At 54.5% G+C, this 15,738-nt stretch carries 18 protein-coding genes; 11 read left to right on the top strand and 7 right to left on the bottom strand.

Features of this window, described 5'->3' with window-relative positions:
* Nucleotides 1–39: 39 nt before the first annotated feature.
* The 3 genes from ansA to ABFI50_RS17895 all read left to right on the top strand — a co-directional run bounded on the left by ansA (nt 40) and on the right by ABFI50_RS17895 (nt 3,166).
* Nucleotides 40–1,056 (top strand): asparaginase, encoded by a 1,017-nt coding sequence (gene ansA, locus ABFI50_RS17905; protein WP_014883450.1) that lies wholly within the window; start codon nt 40–42, stop codon nt 1,054–1,056.
* Nucleotides 1,057–1,065: 9 nt separating this feature from the next.
* Nucleotides 1,066–1,707: a bifunctional nicotinamidase/pyrazinamidase gene (gene pncA, locus ABFI50_RS17900; RefSeq protein WP_347484703.1), complete on the top strand. Its 642-nt coding sequence runs from the start codon at nt 1,066–1,068 to the stop codon at nt 1,705–1,707.
* 202 nt (nt 1,708–1,909) lie between these two features.
* Nucleotides 1,910–3,166 carry a glycoside hydrolase family 18 protein gene (locus ABFI50_RS17895; RefSeq protein WP_347484701.1) on the top strand — a complete coding sequence of 419 codons (1,257 nt, stop codon included), beginning with the start codon at nt 1,910–1,912 and terminating at the stop codon, nt 3,164–3,166.
* Between the two features lie 60 nt (nt 3,167–3,226).
* On the opposite strand, the gene ABFI50_RS17890 is transcribed toward ABFI50_RS17895, so the two are convergent.
* Complete coding sequence (locus ABFI50_RS17890; protein WP_014883447.1) at nt 3,227–3,505, bottom strand: YeaC family protein; 279 nt, start codon at nt 3,503–3,505, stop codon at nt 3,227–3,229.
* A gap of 41 nt (nt 3,506–3,546) precedes the next feature.
* On the bottom strand, nt 3,547–3,960 hold the full coding sequence (gene msrB, locus ABFI50_RS17885) for a peptide-methionine (R)-S-oxide reductase MsrB (protein WP_347484699.1): 414 nt from the start codon (nt 3,958–3,960) through the stop codon (nt 3,547–3,549).
* Between the two features lie 341 nt (nt 3,961–4,301).
* On the opposite strand from msrB, the gene gapA reads away from it, so the two are divergent.
* Nucleotides 4,302–5,297 (top strand): glyceraldehyde-3-phosphate dehydrogenase, encoded by a 996-nt coding sequence (gapA, locus tag ABFI50_RS17880; RefSeq protein WP_014831506.1) that lies wholly within the window; start codon nt 4,302–4,304, stop codon nt 5,295–5,297.
* A gap of 75 nt (nt 5,298–5,372) precedes the next feature.
* Nucleotides 5,373–6,257, top strand: coding sequence for a D-hexose-6-phosphate mutarotase (locus tag ABFI50_RS17875; RefSeq protein ID WP_014883445.1), 885 nt, complete (start codon nt 5,373–5,375; stop codon nt 6,255–6,257).
* A 78-nt stretch (nt 6,258–6,335) separates the two neighbouring features.
* Here ABFI50_RS17875 and ABFI50_RS17870 read toward each other — a convergent pair whose 3' ends face one another.
* On the bottom strand, nt 6,336–7,082 hold the full coding sequence (locus tag ABFI50_RS17870) for a MipA/OmpV family protein (RefSeq protein WP_014883444.1): 747 nt from the start codon (nt 7,080–7,082) through the stop codon (nt 6,336–6,338).
* A gap of 431 nt (nt 7,083–7,513) precedes the next feature.
* Between ABFI50_RS17870 and yeaG the strand changes: the two genes are divergently transcribed.
* The 3 genes from yeaG to ABFI50_RS17855 all read left to right on the top strand — a co-directional run bounded on the left by yeaG (nt 7,514) and on the right by ABFI50_RS17855 (nt 11,406).
* Entirely contained in the window at nt 7,514–9,448 is a 1,935-nt protein-coding gene (yeaG, locus tag ABFI50_RS17865; RefSeq protein ID WP_014883443.1) for a protein kinase YeaG, read from the top strand.
* Nucleotides 9,449–9,522: 74 nt separating this feature from the next.
* Nucleotides 9,523–10,806, top strand: a complete 1,284-nt coding sequence (locus ABFI50_RS17860) for a YeaH/YhbH family protein (protein ID WP_014883442.1) — start codon at nt 9,523–9,525, stop codon at nt 10,804–10,806.
* Nucleotides 10,807–10,905: 99 nt separating this feature from the next.
* Nucleotides 10,906–11,406: a YbaK/prolyl-tRNA synthetase associated domain-containing protein gene (locus ABFI50_RS17855; protein WP_023332738.1), complete on the top strand. Its 501-nt coding sequence runs from the start codon at nt 10,906–10,908 to the stop codon at nt 11,404–11,406.
* A 16-nt stretch (nt 11,407–11,422) separates the two neighbouring features.
* Here ABFI50_RS17855 and yoaI read toward each other — a convergent pair whose 3' ends face one another.
* Complete coding sequence (gene yoaI / locus ABFI50_RS17850; RefSeq protein ID WP_023332737.1) at nt 11,423–11,527, bottom strand: small membrane protein YoaI; 105 nt, start codon at nt 11,525–11,527, stop codon at nt 11,423–11,425.
* Between the two features lie 144 nt (nt 11,528–11,671).
* Between yoaI and ABFI50_RS17845 the strand changes: the two genes are divergently transcribed.
* The gene (locus ABFI50_RS17845; RefSeq protein WP_023332736.1) at nt 11,672–12,118 is read left to right on the top strand and encodes a DUF441 domain-containing protein; all 447 of its coding nucleotides are present in this window, start codon (nt 11,672–11,674) and stop codon (nt 12,116–12,118) included.
* Here ABFI50_RS17845 and ABFI50_RS17840 read toward each other — a convergent pair.
* A complete protein-coding gene (locus ABFI50_RS17840) occupies nt 12,102–12,893 on the bottom strand; it encodes a helix-turn-helix transcriptional regulator (RefSeq protein ID WP_023332735.1) in 792 nt (263 codons plus the stop codon). The two genes, ABFI50_RS17845 and ABFI50_RS17840, sit on opposite strands and share 17 nt — an antisense overlap.
* A gap of 99 nt (nt 12,894–12,992) precedes the next feature.
* Here ABFI50_RS17840 and ABFI50_RS17835 point away from each other — a divergent pair, with 99 nt between their 5' ends.
* Nucleotides 12,993–14,180 carry a CynX/NimT family MFS transporter gene (locus tag ABFI50_RS17835; RefSeq protein ID WP_347484694.1) on the top strand — a complete coding sequence of 396 codons (1,188 nt, stop codon included), beginning with the start codon at nt 12,993–12,995 and terminating at the stop codon, nt 14,178–14,180.
* Nucleotides 14,181–14,212: 32 nt separating this feature from the next.
* On the opposite strand, the gene ABFI50_RS17830 is transcribed toward ABFI50_RS17835, so the two are convergent.
* On the bottom strand, nt 14,213–14,920 hold the full coding sequence (locus tag ABFI50_RS17830; protein WP_347484692.1) for a CTP synthase: 708 nt from the start codon (nt 14,918–14,920) through the stop codon (nt 14,213–14,215).
* A gap of 101 nt (nt 14,921–15,021) precedes the next feature.
* Between ABFI50_RS17830 and ABFI50_RS17825 the strand changes: the two genes are divergently transcribed.
* On the top strand, nt 15,022–15,366 hold the full coding sequence (locus ABFI50_RS17825) for a DUF488 domain-containing protein (protein ID WP_045135040.1): 345 nt from the start codon (nt 15,022–15,024) through the stop codon (nt 15,364–15,366).
* On the opposite strand, the gene ABFI50_RS17820 is transcribed toward ABFI50_RS17825, so the two are convergent.
* Complete coding sequence (locus ABFI50_RS17820; RefSeq protein WP_023332731.1) at nt 15,367–15,672, bottom strand: hypothetical protein; 306 nt, start codon at nt 15,670–15,672, stop codon at nt 15,367–15,369.
* Nucleotides 15,673–15,738 lie beyond the last annotated feature (66 nt).

Below are 15,738 nucleotides of genomic sequence, written 5' to 3'. Positions count from 1 at the left end.
AGGGGATTTTTTTCTTTTGAAGAACAAGAACTCACTACCATGCAGAAGAAATCGATTTATGTAGCCTACACTGGCGGTACCATCGGTATGCAGCGCTCTGAAAATGGCTATATTCCTGTCTCCGGCCACCTTCAGCGTCAGCTTGCGTTGATGCCTGAGTTCCACCGTCCGGAAATGCCTGACTTTACCATCCATGAATACGAGCCGCTGATGGACTCCTCCGACATGACGCCAGAAGACTGGCAGCACATCGCGGATGACATTAAAGCGCATTACGACCAGTACGACGGCTTCGTGATCCTGCATGGTACCGACACCATGGCGTTCACGGCCTCGGCGCTCTCCTTCATGCTGGAGAACCTGAGCAAGCCGGTTATCGTCACCGGGTCGCAAATTCCGCTGGCGGAGTTACGCTCCGACGGGCAGATCAACCTGCTGAACTCCCTGTACGTGGCGGCAAATTACCCGATTAACGAAGTCTCGCTGTTCTTCAACAACCGTCTGTATCGCGGCAACCGCACGACGAAAGCCCATGCCGATGGTTTTGACGCCTTCGCCTCACCGAACCTGCAGCCGCTGCTGGAAGCGGGGATTCATATCCGTCGTCTGGGCACGCCGCCTGCACCGAATACCGCTGGCGAGCTGATTGTGCATCCGATTACCCCGCAGCCCATCGGTGTGGTTACCATTTACCCGGGTATTTCCGCCGACGTGGTCCGCAACTTCCTGCGCCAGCCAGTGAAAGCGCTGATCCTGCGCTCCTACGGCGTGGGCAACGCCCCGCAGAACGGTGAGTTTCTGAAAGAGCTTCAGGAAGCCAGCGAACGCGGAATTGTGGTGGTGAACCTGACCCAGTGTATGTCCGGCAAAGTGAATATGGGTGGCTATGCCACCGGCAACGCGCTGGCACATGCGGGTGTCATCAGCGGTTTCGATATGACCGTTGAGGCGACGCTGACTAAACTTCACTATTTACTGAGTCAGGATCTGGACATTCAGTCCATTCGCAACGCCATGATGCAAAATCTGCGCGGTGAACTGACCCCGGACGAATAAGGAGGCCTCATGACGCAACGCGCCCTGCTACTGGTCGATTTGCAAAATGATTTCTGCGCAGGCGGCGCGCTGGCCGTCGCCGAAGGTGACAGCACCGTTGACGTGGCGAATACGCTGATTGACTGGTGTAAAGCCCGCGGTGAAGCGGTGGTCGCCAGCCAGGACTGGCACCCGGCTAACCACGGCAGTTTTGCCAGCCAGCACAACGTCGAACCGTTCACTCAGGGTGAACTCGACGGGCTGGCGCAAACCTTCTGGCCGGATCATTGCGTGCAGCAAACGGAAGGCGCGGCGCTGCATCCGCTCCTGAATCAGAAAGCCATCGACGCGGTGTTCCATAAGGGTGAAAACCCGACAATAGACAGCTACAGCGCGTTTTTTGATAACGGTCATCGTCAGAAGACCGCGCTGGACGCGTGGTTACGCCACCATGAAATCACGGAGCTGATTGTGCTTGGGCTGGCGACAGATTATTGCGTGAAGTTTACCGTACTGGACGCGCTCCAGTCAGCCTACACCGTCAGCGTGATCACCGACGGCTGCCGCGGGGTGAACATTCACCCTCAGGACAGCGCTCAGGCGTTTATGGAGATGGCTGCCGAAGGCGCGACGCTGTATACCCTGGCAGACTGGCTGGAAACGCAGGCGTAGTCTTTTAAGCCGGGTGGCGGCTTCGCCTTACCCGGCCTACTTTCTCTGGAGCGCAGCGCCACCCGGCATTTCTTCTCCAATCCCCATAAAGTGAACTCCCTCGCATCCTCAGCGAAGCGGCAATGCTATTCTCGTCAGGTTGTTTTTTCGCCACGCCTTTTCTGTGGCGTGGTTATTTTTATTAAGTCAAAGAGGAAATTATATGAAACGTTTGCCCTTGCTGGCAGCATTACCCTTGCTTTGCGCGTCACTGGCTTCCGCTGCACCCCTGATGTCCGTCGGCTATTTCAACGGGGGTGGCGATGTCACCGCCGGACCGGGTGGCGACATTAATAAACTGGATGTCCGCCAGATCACCCACCTGAACTATTCGTTTGGTCTGGTCTACAACGACGAGGAAGACGAAACCAACGCCGCGCTGAAAGATCCGACGAAACTGCATCAGATCTGGCTTTCGCCCAAAGTGGCATCCGATCTGGCCTTAATCCCCACTCTGCGTAAACAAAACCCGCACCTTAAAGTGCTGCTCTCTGTTGGCGGCTGGGGTGCGCGTGGTTTCTCTGGCGCAGCGGCCACCAAAGAGAGTCGTGCGGTGTTTATCCGATCCGCCCAGGAGGTTGTCGACAAATACGGTCTGGACGGGATTGATCTCGACTGGGAGTACCCGGTCAACGGCGCGTGGGGACTGGTTGCCAGCACGCCAGCCGACAGGGACAACTTCACCGCGCTGCTGAAAGAGATGCGCGACGCATTCGGGCAGAAAAAGCTGGTGACCATTGCGGTAGGCGCCAATGCGGAAAGTCCGAAAAGCTGGGTGGATGTCAAAGCCATCGCTCCCCTGCTCGACTACATCAACCTGATGACCTACGACATGGCGTATGGTACCCAGTATTTTAACGCCAACCTCTATGATTCCAGCGCCTGGCCGACGGTGGCTGCTGCCGATAAATACAGCGTGGACTTTGTGGTAAATAACTATCTGGCCGCGGGACTGAAACCACAGCAGATGAACCTCGGGATCGGGTTTTACGGTCGCGTACCGAAACGCGCCGTTGAGCCGGGTATCGACTGGAGCAAGCCGGACGCACAAAAAAATCCGGTCACCCAGCCCTACTTTGGACCGCAGGAGCTCGGCTTGTTCAGGTCGCTCGGCTATGACCTGTCCAAAGATACCTACGTGAAGTACAACGATATCGTGAAAAAGCTGCTGAACGATCCGCAGAAGCGTTTTACCGAGCACTGGGACGACCAGGCGAAAGTGCCGTGGCTCTCCGTGGAAGCAGCCGACGGCAAGGCGCTCTTTGCGATTTCGTATGAGAACCCGCGTTCCGTGGCGATCAAAGCGGACTACATTAAACAGAAAGGTCTCGCCGGGGCGATGTTCTGGGAGTATGGCGCGGACGATAACAACCAGTTAGCGAAGCAGCTGGCAGAGTCATTAGGGATCCCGCAAAAGTAGCGACGCATTCAAACCCTCTCCCCGTGGGAGAGGGTTGGATGAAGGCATCAGCCCGCACGGTTATTGCATTTTCAGCGTCGCAATTGGCTTCGGCGTGATGCCAAAATCTTCTTTCAGCTCTCGCTTGCTTTTCATCACCATCTGGCCGTTGGTATCGATCGTCATGTGCTGCGCGTCAGTATTGTTGCGCGCCTGCCACAGCATCACCAGCTGCAAACTGTTCTCTTTTTGCTCAGGGGTAAGCGCCACGCCATCCGGCCATTTTCCCAGCTCAACGGCGGTGACCAGACGCTGATAAATGTCCTGGGTCATCCCGTTAATCATGTCATCAATATTCACGATCTCTCCCTTTCAAAGGAATAATTTGCTGAATCGTTTTTTCAACCCTTGATCTGGTCGCCGTTTTCTTCATCCGTGAAGCTCATGGAGGCCGAATTGACGCAGAAACGCTCCCCCGTTGGCTGTGGACCATCCGGGAAGACGTGCCCCAGATGTGCATCGCAGGTCCCGCAACGGATTTCCGTGCGCACCATGCCGTGCGAGGTGTCACTCAGATAGCGGATTGCCTCATCGCTCACCGGCTCGTAAAAGCTCGGCCAGCCGCAGCCGGAATCGAATTTCGTTTGTGAGTTAAACAGCGGGGCATCACAGACCAGACAGTGATAGACGCCGTCTCGCTTGTTGTGCAGTAAACGCCCGGTGAATGGCGGTTCCGTGCCGTGGTTCTGCGTCACGTAAAACTGCATTTCTGTGAGGTTTTTTTTCAAATCGTCAGGGTTACGTTGGTTCGACATATGCTTACATCTCGCTGTAGAAACAGACATCTTTTAACCCGGATTCTAACAAAACATTAACACCCTTGCGTGCACTTTTGTTCTAAACTTATGTGTCGCGAAAAGGCGGTCAGGCAATTGTGATCATGTTCACATTTTTATCCTGCGAGGACTTTAAAATTCCGGGCGCAGCCCCCATGTGGTTGCAAGCTCAAAGGGAAAGTGAGGCGAGTCAGTCGCACAAACGTTAGTCACAGGATTGATTTGTCGCAATGATTGACACGATTCCGCTTGACGCTGCGTAAGGTTTTTGTAATTTTACAGGCAACCTTTTATTCACTAACAAATAGCTGGTGGAATATATGACTATCAAAGTAGGTATCAACGGTTTTGGCCGTATCGGCCGTATTGTTTTCCGTGCTGCTCAGAAACGTTCTGACATCGAAATCGTTGGTATCAACGATCTCCTGGACGCTGAATACATGGCGTACATGCTGAAGTACGACTCAACTCACGGTCGTTTCGACGGCACCGTTGAAGTGAAAGACGGCCACCTGGTTGTTAACGGCAAAACCATCCGCGTTACTGCTGAGAAAGACCCAGCTAACCTGAAATGGAACGAAATCGGTGTTGATGTTGTAGCTGAAGCTACCGGTATCTTCCTGACCGACGAAACTGCACGTAAACACATCACTGCAGGCGCGAAGAAAGTTGTTCTGACTGGTCCTTCTAAAGACAACACCCCAATGTTCGTTCGTGGTGCAAACTTCGAAACTTACGCTGGCCAGGACATCGTTTCCAACGCATCCTGCACCACCAACTGCCTGGCACCGCTGGCTAAAGTTATCAACGACAACTTCGGCATCATCGAAGGTCTGATGACTACCGTTCACGCTACCACCGCTACTCAGAAAACCGTTGACGGCCCGTCTCACAAAGACTGGCGCGGCGGCCGTGGCGCGGCTCAGAACATCATCCCATCCTCTACCGGTGCTGCTAAAGCTGTAGGTAAAGTACTGCCAGAACTGAATGGCAAACTGACTGGTATGGCGTTCCGCGTTCCAACGCCTAACGTATCCGTTGTTGACCTGACCGTTCGTCTGGAAAAAGCTGCTTCTTATGAAGAAATTAAGAAAGCAATCAAAGCTGCTTCCGAAGGCGCAATGAAAGGCGTTCTGGGTTACACCGAAGACGACGTTGTATCTACTGATTTCAACGGCGAAGTGTGCACTTCCGTGTTCGATGCTAAAGCTGGTATCGCACTGAACGACAACTTCGTGAAACTGGTTTCCTGGTACGACAACGAAACTGGCTACTCTAACAAAGTACTGGACCTGATCGCTCACATCTCCAAATAAGTTGAGATGAGTGTTTGATCCAAAAAGGCGACTTCGGTCGCCTTTTTTATTGTTTTTTAGACAGAGGATTGCTTAATGATTAATAAAATATTTGCACTTCCGGTAGTCGAACAACTTACCCCTGTGCTCTCCCGCCGCCAGATTGACGGCGCTGATGTTATCGTCGTTGACCACCCGCGCGTGAAAGCCTCCGTGGCGCTGAATGGCGCACACCTGCTCTCCTGGAAGCCTGAGGGCGAAGAGGAAGGACTGTGGCTGAGCGACGCCACCTCGTTCAAAAAAGGGGCTGCTATCCGTGGCGGCGTCCCCATCTGCTGGCCATGGTTCGGCCCGTCCACACAGCAGGGTTTGCCGTCTCACGGTTTTGCCCGTAACCAGCAGTGGACGCTGAAAGCGCACAATGAAGATGACAACGGTGCCGTGCTGACCTTTGAGCTGCAGGCGAATGATGAAACCCGCGCCCTGTGGCCGCATGATTTTACCCTGTACGCCCGTTTCAAGCTGGGTAAAACCTGCGAAATTGAGCTGGAAGCCCACGGCGAGTTCGAAACCACGTCTGCCCTGCACACCTACTTCAACGTGGGTGACATCAACGCAGTGAAGGTGAGCGGCCTCGGCGATACCTTTATCGACAAAGTTGATAATGCGAAAGAGGGCAAGCTGAGCGACGGCGTTCAGGCTTTCCCCGATCGTACCGACCGCGTCTATCTCCACCCGGAAGCTTGCAGCGTGATCCACGATGGTGCCCTGAACCGCGGCATTGAGGTCGTTCATCATCATCACAGCAATGTGGTGGGCTGGAACCCAGGTCCGGCATTGTCTGTCAGCATGGCCGATATTCCTGATGACGGTTACAAAACATTCGTTTGTGTAGAAACAGCCTGCGTCACCACACCGCAGAAAGCGAGCGAAGAAAAACCGTCTCGTTTAGGGCAGACGATCCGTATTGTTAAGCGATAATCGCCCTGCACCACAAAAAAGCAAACGGGGCGCAAGCGCCCCGTTTTGATGCAATGATTGCACTGAATTAATGCACAATCAGAACTTGTAGGTCACACCCACAGAGAAGATACCCGCCCAGGACTTATCGACCATCGGGCTATCTTTCACTTCATCGCTCAGACGCTCATAACGGCCAGTACCGTAGACGCTCCAGTCGCCAAGGAAGTTATAGCTCGCGGTCAGCTCCAGGTAGGGATCCCAGCCATCATCTGCGCTGTAGCTTTTCAGACCACTGCGGCGAGACTCGTTTTTAGAGACGCCGTAATAGTAGTCGTTGTAGTTTTCACTGTTGTACTGCACACCGATGCCCGGCGTCAGGGTGAGCCCGCCGTTGGTATAACGGTACAGCCACGCCAGGTCCCAGATAAAGCCGTTGCTGTTGTCCAGCGTATCACCTGCCAGAGCAGTACGCAGGAAGCCATACTCGGTGTTATGCACGTATGAAAGCCCGGCCATCATGCTACTTTTGCGCTTATCGAGCTGGCGAAGCGCGTGGCTGTCGCTGTCTCCCGGCTTGAAGTGCGTTGGATCGTAGTAGGCCATGATAGAGAGCTTGTCGGCCGTGTCGTTCCAGAGATAGTAGCCGCCGCCGAGACCGCGGAACCAGACGTTCTCGCCTTCATAGGTGATAACGGGAACAGGATATACGTCACGATCATACTGTTTGTATGGGCTGTTAATGACGCCAACACCCGCGCCAACCGTCCACTGACTTTCCGCCTGAGCGGTGCTAACTGCGGTCGCGGCAAGGATGCCCAATGCCAGAAGTTTGAGTTTGGTCACAATCCATTCTTTCCTGTAGTCAAATAATCAGCGGGAGAAGTGTAACCGCCATTCCCGTACAACCCAAAATTTTTTGCCTGCTAATCAGTCTGATTAACCCGTTATTTTTCACTTTTCAGATGACAGCACGCTTTCATTTATATGACCACTGAATGAAAAACGTGCTTAAGCCTTATAACCCAGGTGGAAATTTTTGGATGAGTTATTGATATGTCATTGAAATTAGATTTTCTCAGCATGCAAGTTTGGCAAATGCCATCTACGCTTAATTTTAAGAAGAGTTTTCCTGAACGCCCTGCGGTTCTTAGCCTCTGACCTGGCACACAGGTTGCTGCTCTGGCAGTGAGGTGCGAGAGATTCTCTTCCGGGAGCCTCCACTACTCATACGAACGGCTCTTATCCTGTGCTAAAAAACGAAAGGACGGCATGCCATGAATATATTCGATCACTATCGCCAGCGCTATGAAGCTGCCAAGGACGAAGAGTTCACACTGCAGGAGTTTCTTACCATTTGTCGGCAAGATCGCAGTGCCTATGCCAATGCGGCAGAACGGCTATTGATGGCTATTGGTGAGCCAAACATGGTTGATACTGCCCTGGAGCCACGGCTTTCCCGTCTATTTTCGAATCGGGTGGTCGCCCGATATCCGGCGTTCGAAGAGTTCTACGGCATGGAAGATGCCATTGAACAGATTGTCTCCTATCTGAAGCATGCCGCTCAGGGTCTGGAAGAGAAGAAACAGATCCTCTATTTACTCGGCCCGGTCGGTGGCGGTAAATCCTCGCTGGCTGAACGCCTGAAGTCGCTGATGCAGCGCGTGCCGATTTATGTGTTGAGCGCTAATGGCGAACGCAGCCCGGTGAACGACCATCCGCTGTGCCTGTTTAATCCACAGGAAGATGCGCAAATTCTGGATAAAGAGTTTGGCATTCCGCGCCGCTACCTCGGCACCATCATGTCGCCGTGGGCGGCAAAACGCCTGCATGAGTTTGGGGGCGATATCACTAAATTCCGCGTGGTGAAAGTGTGGCCGTCTATCCTTGAGCAGATCGCCATCGCCAAAACGGAACCGGGTGATGAGAACAACCAGGATATCTCGGCGCTGGTGGGTAAAGTTGATATCCGTAAGCTGGAAAACTTCGCACAAAATGACCCGGATGCCTATGGCTATTCAGGTGCGCTGTGCCGCGCCAACCAGGGGATCATGGAATTCGTGGAGATGTTTAAAGCACCAATCAAAGTGCTGCATCCTCTGCTGACGGCGACCCAGGAAGGGAACTATAACGGGACGGAAGGTATCTCCGCCCTGCCGTTTAACGGGATAATCCTCGCCCACTCGAACGAATCCGAATGGGTGACCTTCCGTAATAATAAAAACAATGAGGCTTTCCTTGACCGCGTGTACATCGTCAAGGTGCCTTATTGCCTGCGGATCTCCGAAGAGATCAAGATTTACGAGAAACTGCTCAACCACAGTGAGCTGGTGCACGCTCCCTGCGCGCCAGGCACGCTGGAAACGTTGTCGCGCTTCTCTATCCTTTCGCGTTTGAAAGAGCCGGAAAACTCCAGCATATACTCAAAAATGCGCGTCTATGATGGCGAAAGCCTGAAAGACACCGATCCGAAAGCGAAATCCTATCAGGAGTATCGTGATTACGCCGGGGTCGATGAAGGGATGAACGGCCTGTCCACCCGTTTCGCGTTTAAGATCCTCTCCCGCGTCTTTAACTTCGACCATGCGGAAGTGGCGGCCAACCCGGTTCACTTGTTCTACGTGCTGGAGCAGCAGATTGAACGCGAGCAGTTCCCGCAGGAGCAGGCTGAACGCTATCTTGAGTTCCTGAAAGGCTATCTGATCCCGAAATACGCCGAGTTCATTGGCAAAGAGATCCAGACAGCCTACCTGGAATCCTATTCAGAGTACGGACAGAATATTTTCGACCGTTATGTCACCTACGCTGACTTCTGGATCCAGGATCAGGAGTACCGCGACCCGGATACCGGCCAGCTGTTTGACCGTGAATCCCTGAACGCGGAACTGGAAAAAATCGAGAAGCCTGCCGGGATCAGCAACCCGAAAGACTTCCGTAATGAGATTGTGAACTTCGTCCTGCGCGCCAGAGCGCATAACAACGGACGCAATCCGAACTGGACCAGCTACGAGAAACTGCGCACCGTTATTGAGAAGAAAATGTTCTCCAATACCGAAGAGCTGCTGCCGGTTATCTCGTTTAACACGAAAACCTCAACCGATGAGCAGAAGAAACACGACGATTTTGTCGACCGTATGATGGAAAAAGGCTACACCCGCAAACAGGTTCGCCTGCTCTGCGAATGGTATCTGCGCGTGCGTAAATCGTCCTAAAACAAGTGCCCGGCAGCGCTAGCGCCTGCCGGGCCAACAAAAACGCAAGTTGGCAAATGCAGTACGGGGGGTATATGACCTGGTTTATTGACCGGCGTCTTAACGGCAAAAACAAGAGCACGGTGAACCGCCAGCGCTTCTTGCGCCGTTACAAAGCGCAAATTAAACAGTCGATCTCCGAGGCCATCAACAAACGCTCGGTGACCGACGTCGACAGCGGCGAGTCTGTTTCCATCCCCACCGATGACATCAGCGAACCGATGTTTCATCAGGGGCGAGGCGGTCTGCGCCATCGCGTACACCCAGGTAATGACCACTTCGTTCAGAACGACAGAATTGAGCGTCCTCAGGGCGGCGGCGGTGGTTCAGGAAGCGGTCAGGGACAGGCCAGCCAGGACGGTGAAGGTCAGGATGAGTTCGTTTTCCAGATTTCAAAAGATGAATACCTCGACCTGCTGTTTGAGGACCTGGCGCTGCCGAATCTGAAAAAGAATCAGCATCGTCAGCTTAACGAGTACAAAACCCATCGCGCGGGCTATACCGCCAACGGCGTCCCCGCCAACATCAGCGTCGTGCGTTCGTTGCAGAATTCGCTGGCGCGGCGCACGGCCATGACGGCAGGCAAACGTCGTGAACTGCGCGAACTTGAGAGTAGCCTGAAGGTCGTGGAAAACACGGAGCCGGCGCAACTGCTGGAAGAGGAGCGCCTGCGCAAAGAGATTGCCGAGCTAAGAGCGAAGATCGATCGCGTTCCGTTTATCGACACGTTCGACCTGCGTTACAAGAATTATGAAAAACGCCCAGAGCCCTCCAGCCAGGCAGTGATGTTCTGTCTGATGGACGTCTCCGGCTCCATGGACCAGGCCACCAAGGATATGGCGAAGCGTTTTTATATCCTGCTCTACCTGTTCCTGAGCAGAACCTATAAGAACGTGGAAGTGGTCTATATTCGCCACCATACGCAGGCTAAAGAGGTCGACGAGCATGAGTTCTTCTACTCGCAGGAGACCGGCGGCACCATCGTCTCCAGCGCGCTGAAGCTGATGGATGAAGTCGTGAAAGAGCGTTACGACCCGGCGCAATGGAATATCTATGCCGCGCAGGCGTCCGATGGTGATAACTGGGCCGACGACTCACCGCTGTGTCACGACATCCTGGCGAAGAAAATTCTGCCGGTGGTGCGTTACTACAGCTATATCGAAATTACCCGTCGCGCGCATCAGACCCTGTGGCGGGAGTATGAACATCTGCAATCGATGTTTGATAATTTTGCCATGCAACATATCCGTGACCAGGATGATATTTATCCGGTGTTCAGGGAGCTCTTCCACAAGCAGTCTGCTAACAGCAACGCATAATCTCACAGCCAGCGAACGCGCTGGCTGTTTTCTTTCGACGCCGTTCTTCTCGTGCTAATGTAGCCATCTGCATACTGGATTATCACCGGGAAAATCACGATGACTGACGACGTTATGGGGACAGGAACCCACCAGCAACTGATAACCTTACTCACCGGGCAAGGCGCGCGTTTTCGCGTTATGGAGCACGAGGCGGTCGGGAAATGTGAAGCGGTAAGTGAAATACGCGGGACCGATCTGCGTCAGGGCGCAAAAGCCCTGGTCTGCAAAGTGAAGGGAAACGGTGTTAAAAAACATGTTCTGGCGATCCTGGCCGCCGATCTGCAGGCAGACCTGAGCCGGCTTGCCAGCCATTTCGGCGGGCTTAAAGCCTCCCTCGCCAGCCCGGCCGAGGTAAGTACCCTTACCGCCTGCGTATTCGGCGCTATTCCGCCTTTTAGTTTCCACCCCGATCTGACGCTGGTCGCCGACCCGCTGCTGTTCGAGCGTTTCGACGAAATCGCGTTTAACGCCGGCCTGCTGGAAAAATCCGTGATCATGGATACCCAGGATTACCTGCGCATCGCCCGTCCTGAGCTGGTGACTTTCCATAAAGTCTAACCGTGAAGGCTGACTGTCAGCCTTTTCTCTCCAGCAACAGCACGGAGGCGACGAGAATCGCGGCAATGGCGAAAAACGATGAGGAGATAATCAGCGTTTCAACAAACATGTGATCGTTCATGATAGCGACCCCTTTGCGATATCTGCCTTCGTTTTAAACCGAGTAAATGACAAGGTTATGACAGCGGTAAAATCTTTTTAAAACTGTTCTCCGCCCTTTTTCCGCGTACAGTAAGCAGGACGATTATTTTGGCAAGGATTCCCTATGTTTGACCCTACTCTGCTCATTCTCCTGGCACTCGCCGCGCTGGGTTTTATCAGTCATAACACCACCGTCGCCATCTCGATTCTGGTGCTGATTATCGTACGCGTCACGCCGTTAAATACCTTTTTCCCGTGGATAGAAAAGCAAGGCCTCACCATCGGGATAATCATTTTAACCATCGGGGTGATGGCGCCCATCGCCAGCGGTACGCTTCCCGCCTCAACGCTGCTGCACTCGTTTGTCAACTGGAAATCGCTGGTGGCTATCGCGGTAGGTGTTTTTGTCTCATGGCTCGGGGGGCGCGGCGTTACGCTGATGAGCAGCCAGCCTTCGCTGGTTGCGGGTCTGCTGGTGGGCACGGTGCTGGGCGTAGCGCTCTTTCGCGGCGTGCCGGTGGGCCCGCTGATTGCAGCCGGGCTGGTCTCCCTGTTTATCGGGAAGTCGTAGTCAGGCTGGCCATGTAACGCGCCGGCGTCTGACCCAGCCCCTTCTTAAACATGGTAATAAACGCGGTGGTCGAGTCATAACCCAGTGACTGCGCCACCTGCTGTACCGATTTCCCGCCGATCAAATGCTGTAACGCCACAATAAGCTGCAGCTGGTGACGCCAGCGACGAAAGCTTAAACCGGTCTCTTTTACCACCAGTCGCGCCAGGTTGCGTTCGCTCATGGCGAAGTGGCTTGCCCATTGTGCCAGTGTCTGCCAGGCCGCGGGCTCTTCAGCCATCTTCTCGCTCATCAGCCGGATTTTTGGATGGGGCGAGACGGGTAACTGTAAATGCTCCTGACGCTGGAGCGGCAGTTCATCAAACAGGACATCGACCAGTCGGGATGTGGCCGCAAGCTGAAGCTGTGCCTGCGATTTTTCTGCCAGAGATAAAATGAGCTCCCGCACCAGAGGGGACATTTTCAGCGTACAACAGCGGTCGGGCAGACTGGCGGCACCGGGCTCAATGAACAAAAAGCAGAGCTGCGCCCCCGGCGTGGCCCTGTTACTGTGCGGCATCTGCCCGGGGATCCAGACCGCGTACTGGGGCGGTACCATCAACATGGCATTTTCCACTTCACAGGTAATCGCGCCGCCAAGCGCCAGAATCAGCTGTCCCTTGCGGTGATGATGCAGGGGAATATATTGTTCCTCCGCCACCACACGGATGCGAAAGGCGACGGCCGCATCATGCTGGCTATCAGGATCGTAGCCGTCCAGTCCCAGTCCAATCATCATGTTGTCCGATTTTAGCGATAAACTGTCATTTTATCCTGATTTCAACCGCCGGGAAAATCGGTATTGTGTGCGCTCGCTTGAACGTATGAGAACATAATGACTACTGCTATTCGCACCTCAGGAAAACACGGCGCGCTGTTGATTGCAGGCATCCTGATGATCGCCACCACGCTTCGCGTCACCTTTACCGGCGCAGCCCCGCTGCTGGATACCCTTCGCCTTGATTATGGCTTAAGCACGGCGCAAACCGGTCTGCTGACCACCCTGCCCCTGTTGGCTTTTGCCCTGATCTCCCCGCTCGCCGCAGGTCTGGCCCGACGTATTGGCATGGAGCGTAGCCTGTTTATCGCCCTGTTGCTGATTTGCGCCGGGATAGCCATTCGCTCCCTGCCTTCCGCTGCCCTGCTTTTCATCGGCACGGCAGTGATTGGCTGCGGGATCGCGCTTGGGAACGTGCTGTTACCAGGTTTAATTAAACGTGACTTTCCGGGCCAGGTGGCGAAACTCACCGGTGCCTATTCCCTGACGATGGGGGCAGCCGCCGCGTTAGGATCGGCGCTAATCGTGCCGCTGGCCCAGGGTCATGCAGGCTGGCAGGGCGCGCTGCTGATGCTGATGGTGTTTCCGCTGCTCGCCTTGCTGCTCTGGCTGCCGCAGTGGCGTCAGAAACATGTTGCGACGGTAACAGGCGCAGGCGCGTTACATAACCGCGCAATCTGGCGTTCTGCTCTCGCCTGGCAGGTGACGCTCTTTCTGGGGATTAACTCCCTTATCTATTACGTCATCATCGGCTGGCTGCCGGCGATACTGCTTAGCCACGGCTACAGCGAGGCGCAGGCAGGTTCGGTGCATGGTCTTTTACAGCTGGCGACAGCCGTGCCGGGACTTGCCGTTCCGCTGATCCTCCATCGGCTGAAAGATCAGCGGACGATCGCCGGTACAGTGGCGCTGATGTGCGCGGTAAGCGCAGCGGGATTGTGGTTTATGCCGGATATGGCGGTGATGTGGACGCTGGTGTTTGGCTTTGGCTCCGGGGCAACGATGATCCTCGGCCTGACGTTCATCGGTCTGCGCGCGAGCTCTGCGCATCAGGCGGCGGCATTGTCCGGTATGGCACAGTCTATCGGCTACCTGCTCGCTGCCTGCGGACCGCCGTTGATGGGTAAAATCCACGATTCGGTAGGAGACTGGCGCATCCCCCTTCTCGCCTGTGCGCTGGCCGCGATCGTCATGGCCGTCTGCGGGATACTTGCCGGGCGCGACCGGGAAATCGCGCCCCGCTAAACACGAAGGCAGACCATCGGGTCTGCCGTGTTTTAGCCCCGCGCCGCGCGAAGCATTGCCTGTACGAGAACCACCGGACGTCCTTCCAGCGCAGCACGCTCGTGCTGGAACAAAGTGATCACAAAGAACGGGTGGGTTATCAGCTCCGCCGCACGGATTTCCCCCTGTTCGTCCCAGCCCGTCACGCGCATATCACCGCTCTCCAGCGCCTGAGCAAATTCCGGCGACACACCATAGTTACAGTGATATCCCTCTTCAATGTCGGGTTTGCCGTAGGCTTTGGCGATCAGCGTATTGCTGCGCAGTTCAATGGCATCGGATATTTCCACCAGCGAGCAGGTCAGCGGCGCAATCACCATAGTGCCTTCGGTATCCGTCTCAGCATGTGCCGCATCGTGCCAGCCCAGCACGTTACGGGCATACTCAATCAGCGCATGCTGGAACCCACCGCAGGTCCCCAGGAACGGAATACTGTTTTCACGGGCGTAGCGTGCGGCGATAAAGGCGGCCTCTGTGTTTTTATAGGGGCTCGCAGGGACCAGCCAGATGGCATCGTAGCCCACCAGATCCTCAGAACTGGTTAATTCCGGGGTAGCAAGCCAGTCGTAATCGGCGGTGAGGTCAAGAACGGCCGCAGCATCGTCAATGGCCAGCGGGATCGCCTTGTGTGCAATAACATCAGGATTGTAATCGCCAACCAGCGCAATGCGGAGCGTCGTTTTAACCGGGAGGTGTTCCATGAAAGGTTCCTTATGCCAGAGTATTATCAGATAACATAAGGAACCTCAGACTACCGATCTTCTGCAATTATCACAATACCTTAAATTGGGAGGGTGGAATTATGATTCAGTGCAAACGCGTCTATGAGCAGGCAAGCCCGGACGATGGCTATCGGGTGCTGGTGGACAGACTCTGGCCGCGCGGGGTTAAAAAAACGGACCTCGCCCATGACGAATGGTGTAAAACACTCACGCCATCGAACGCATTACGTCAGGAGTATCATAGCGAAGCTATTGATTTTGCGACTTTCAGTAAAGCCTATCAGGAAGAACTGGCGCAGCATAAGGACGAGGGAAGGCGTCTTGCGGCGCTGGCACACAAGCAGACTCTCACCCTCCTCTATGGCGCGAAAAACACGGAACAGAATCACGCCCTGGTTTTAGCCGACTGGCTACGCCATTTGTGATCAGCTGATTGTCAGCTCATCCAGCATTTGCGGAGCTTGATCAGGGGTGAGCGGCATCAGATGTTCGGCGCGAACAAACGCAAAGCCGTGCTGATTGTCAAAGGCGTAGACGTCTCCGGTGACCAGCCAAAGCGCGCGGTCCGCACTTGCGGGTAATTGCGTCATCACGCCGTTAACCGGGTTTACAAAACGCAGGCCAGGCTGGCAAAGACCAAACAACTCAACAGATTTACCAATATTGCGACGGCCAGACGCCGTGCGGGCACCGATGATCATCGCCATGCTGCCCGGTTTAAGCTGAAACATACTTCTCTCGCGGTAACAGTAGCCAGATACTGGCTAAGAATAATCCTAAAGAGAAGTGTATCGCAG

Origin of the sequence: Enterobacter sp. HNDS-6, from assembly GCF_039850505.1 — a bacterium.
GTDB lineage: Bacteria > Pseudomonadota > Gammaproteobacteria > Enterobacterales > Enterobacteriaceae > Enterobacter > Enterobacter kobei.
Note: the sequence above shows the minus strand (reverse complement) of the source record. Positions and strands in the feature narration are given on the sequence as shown.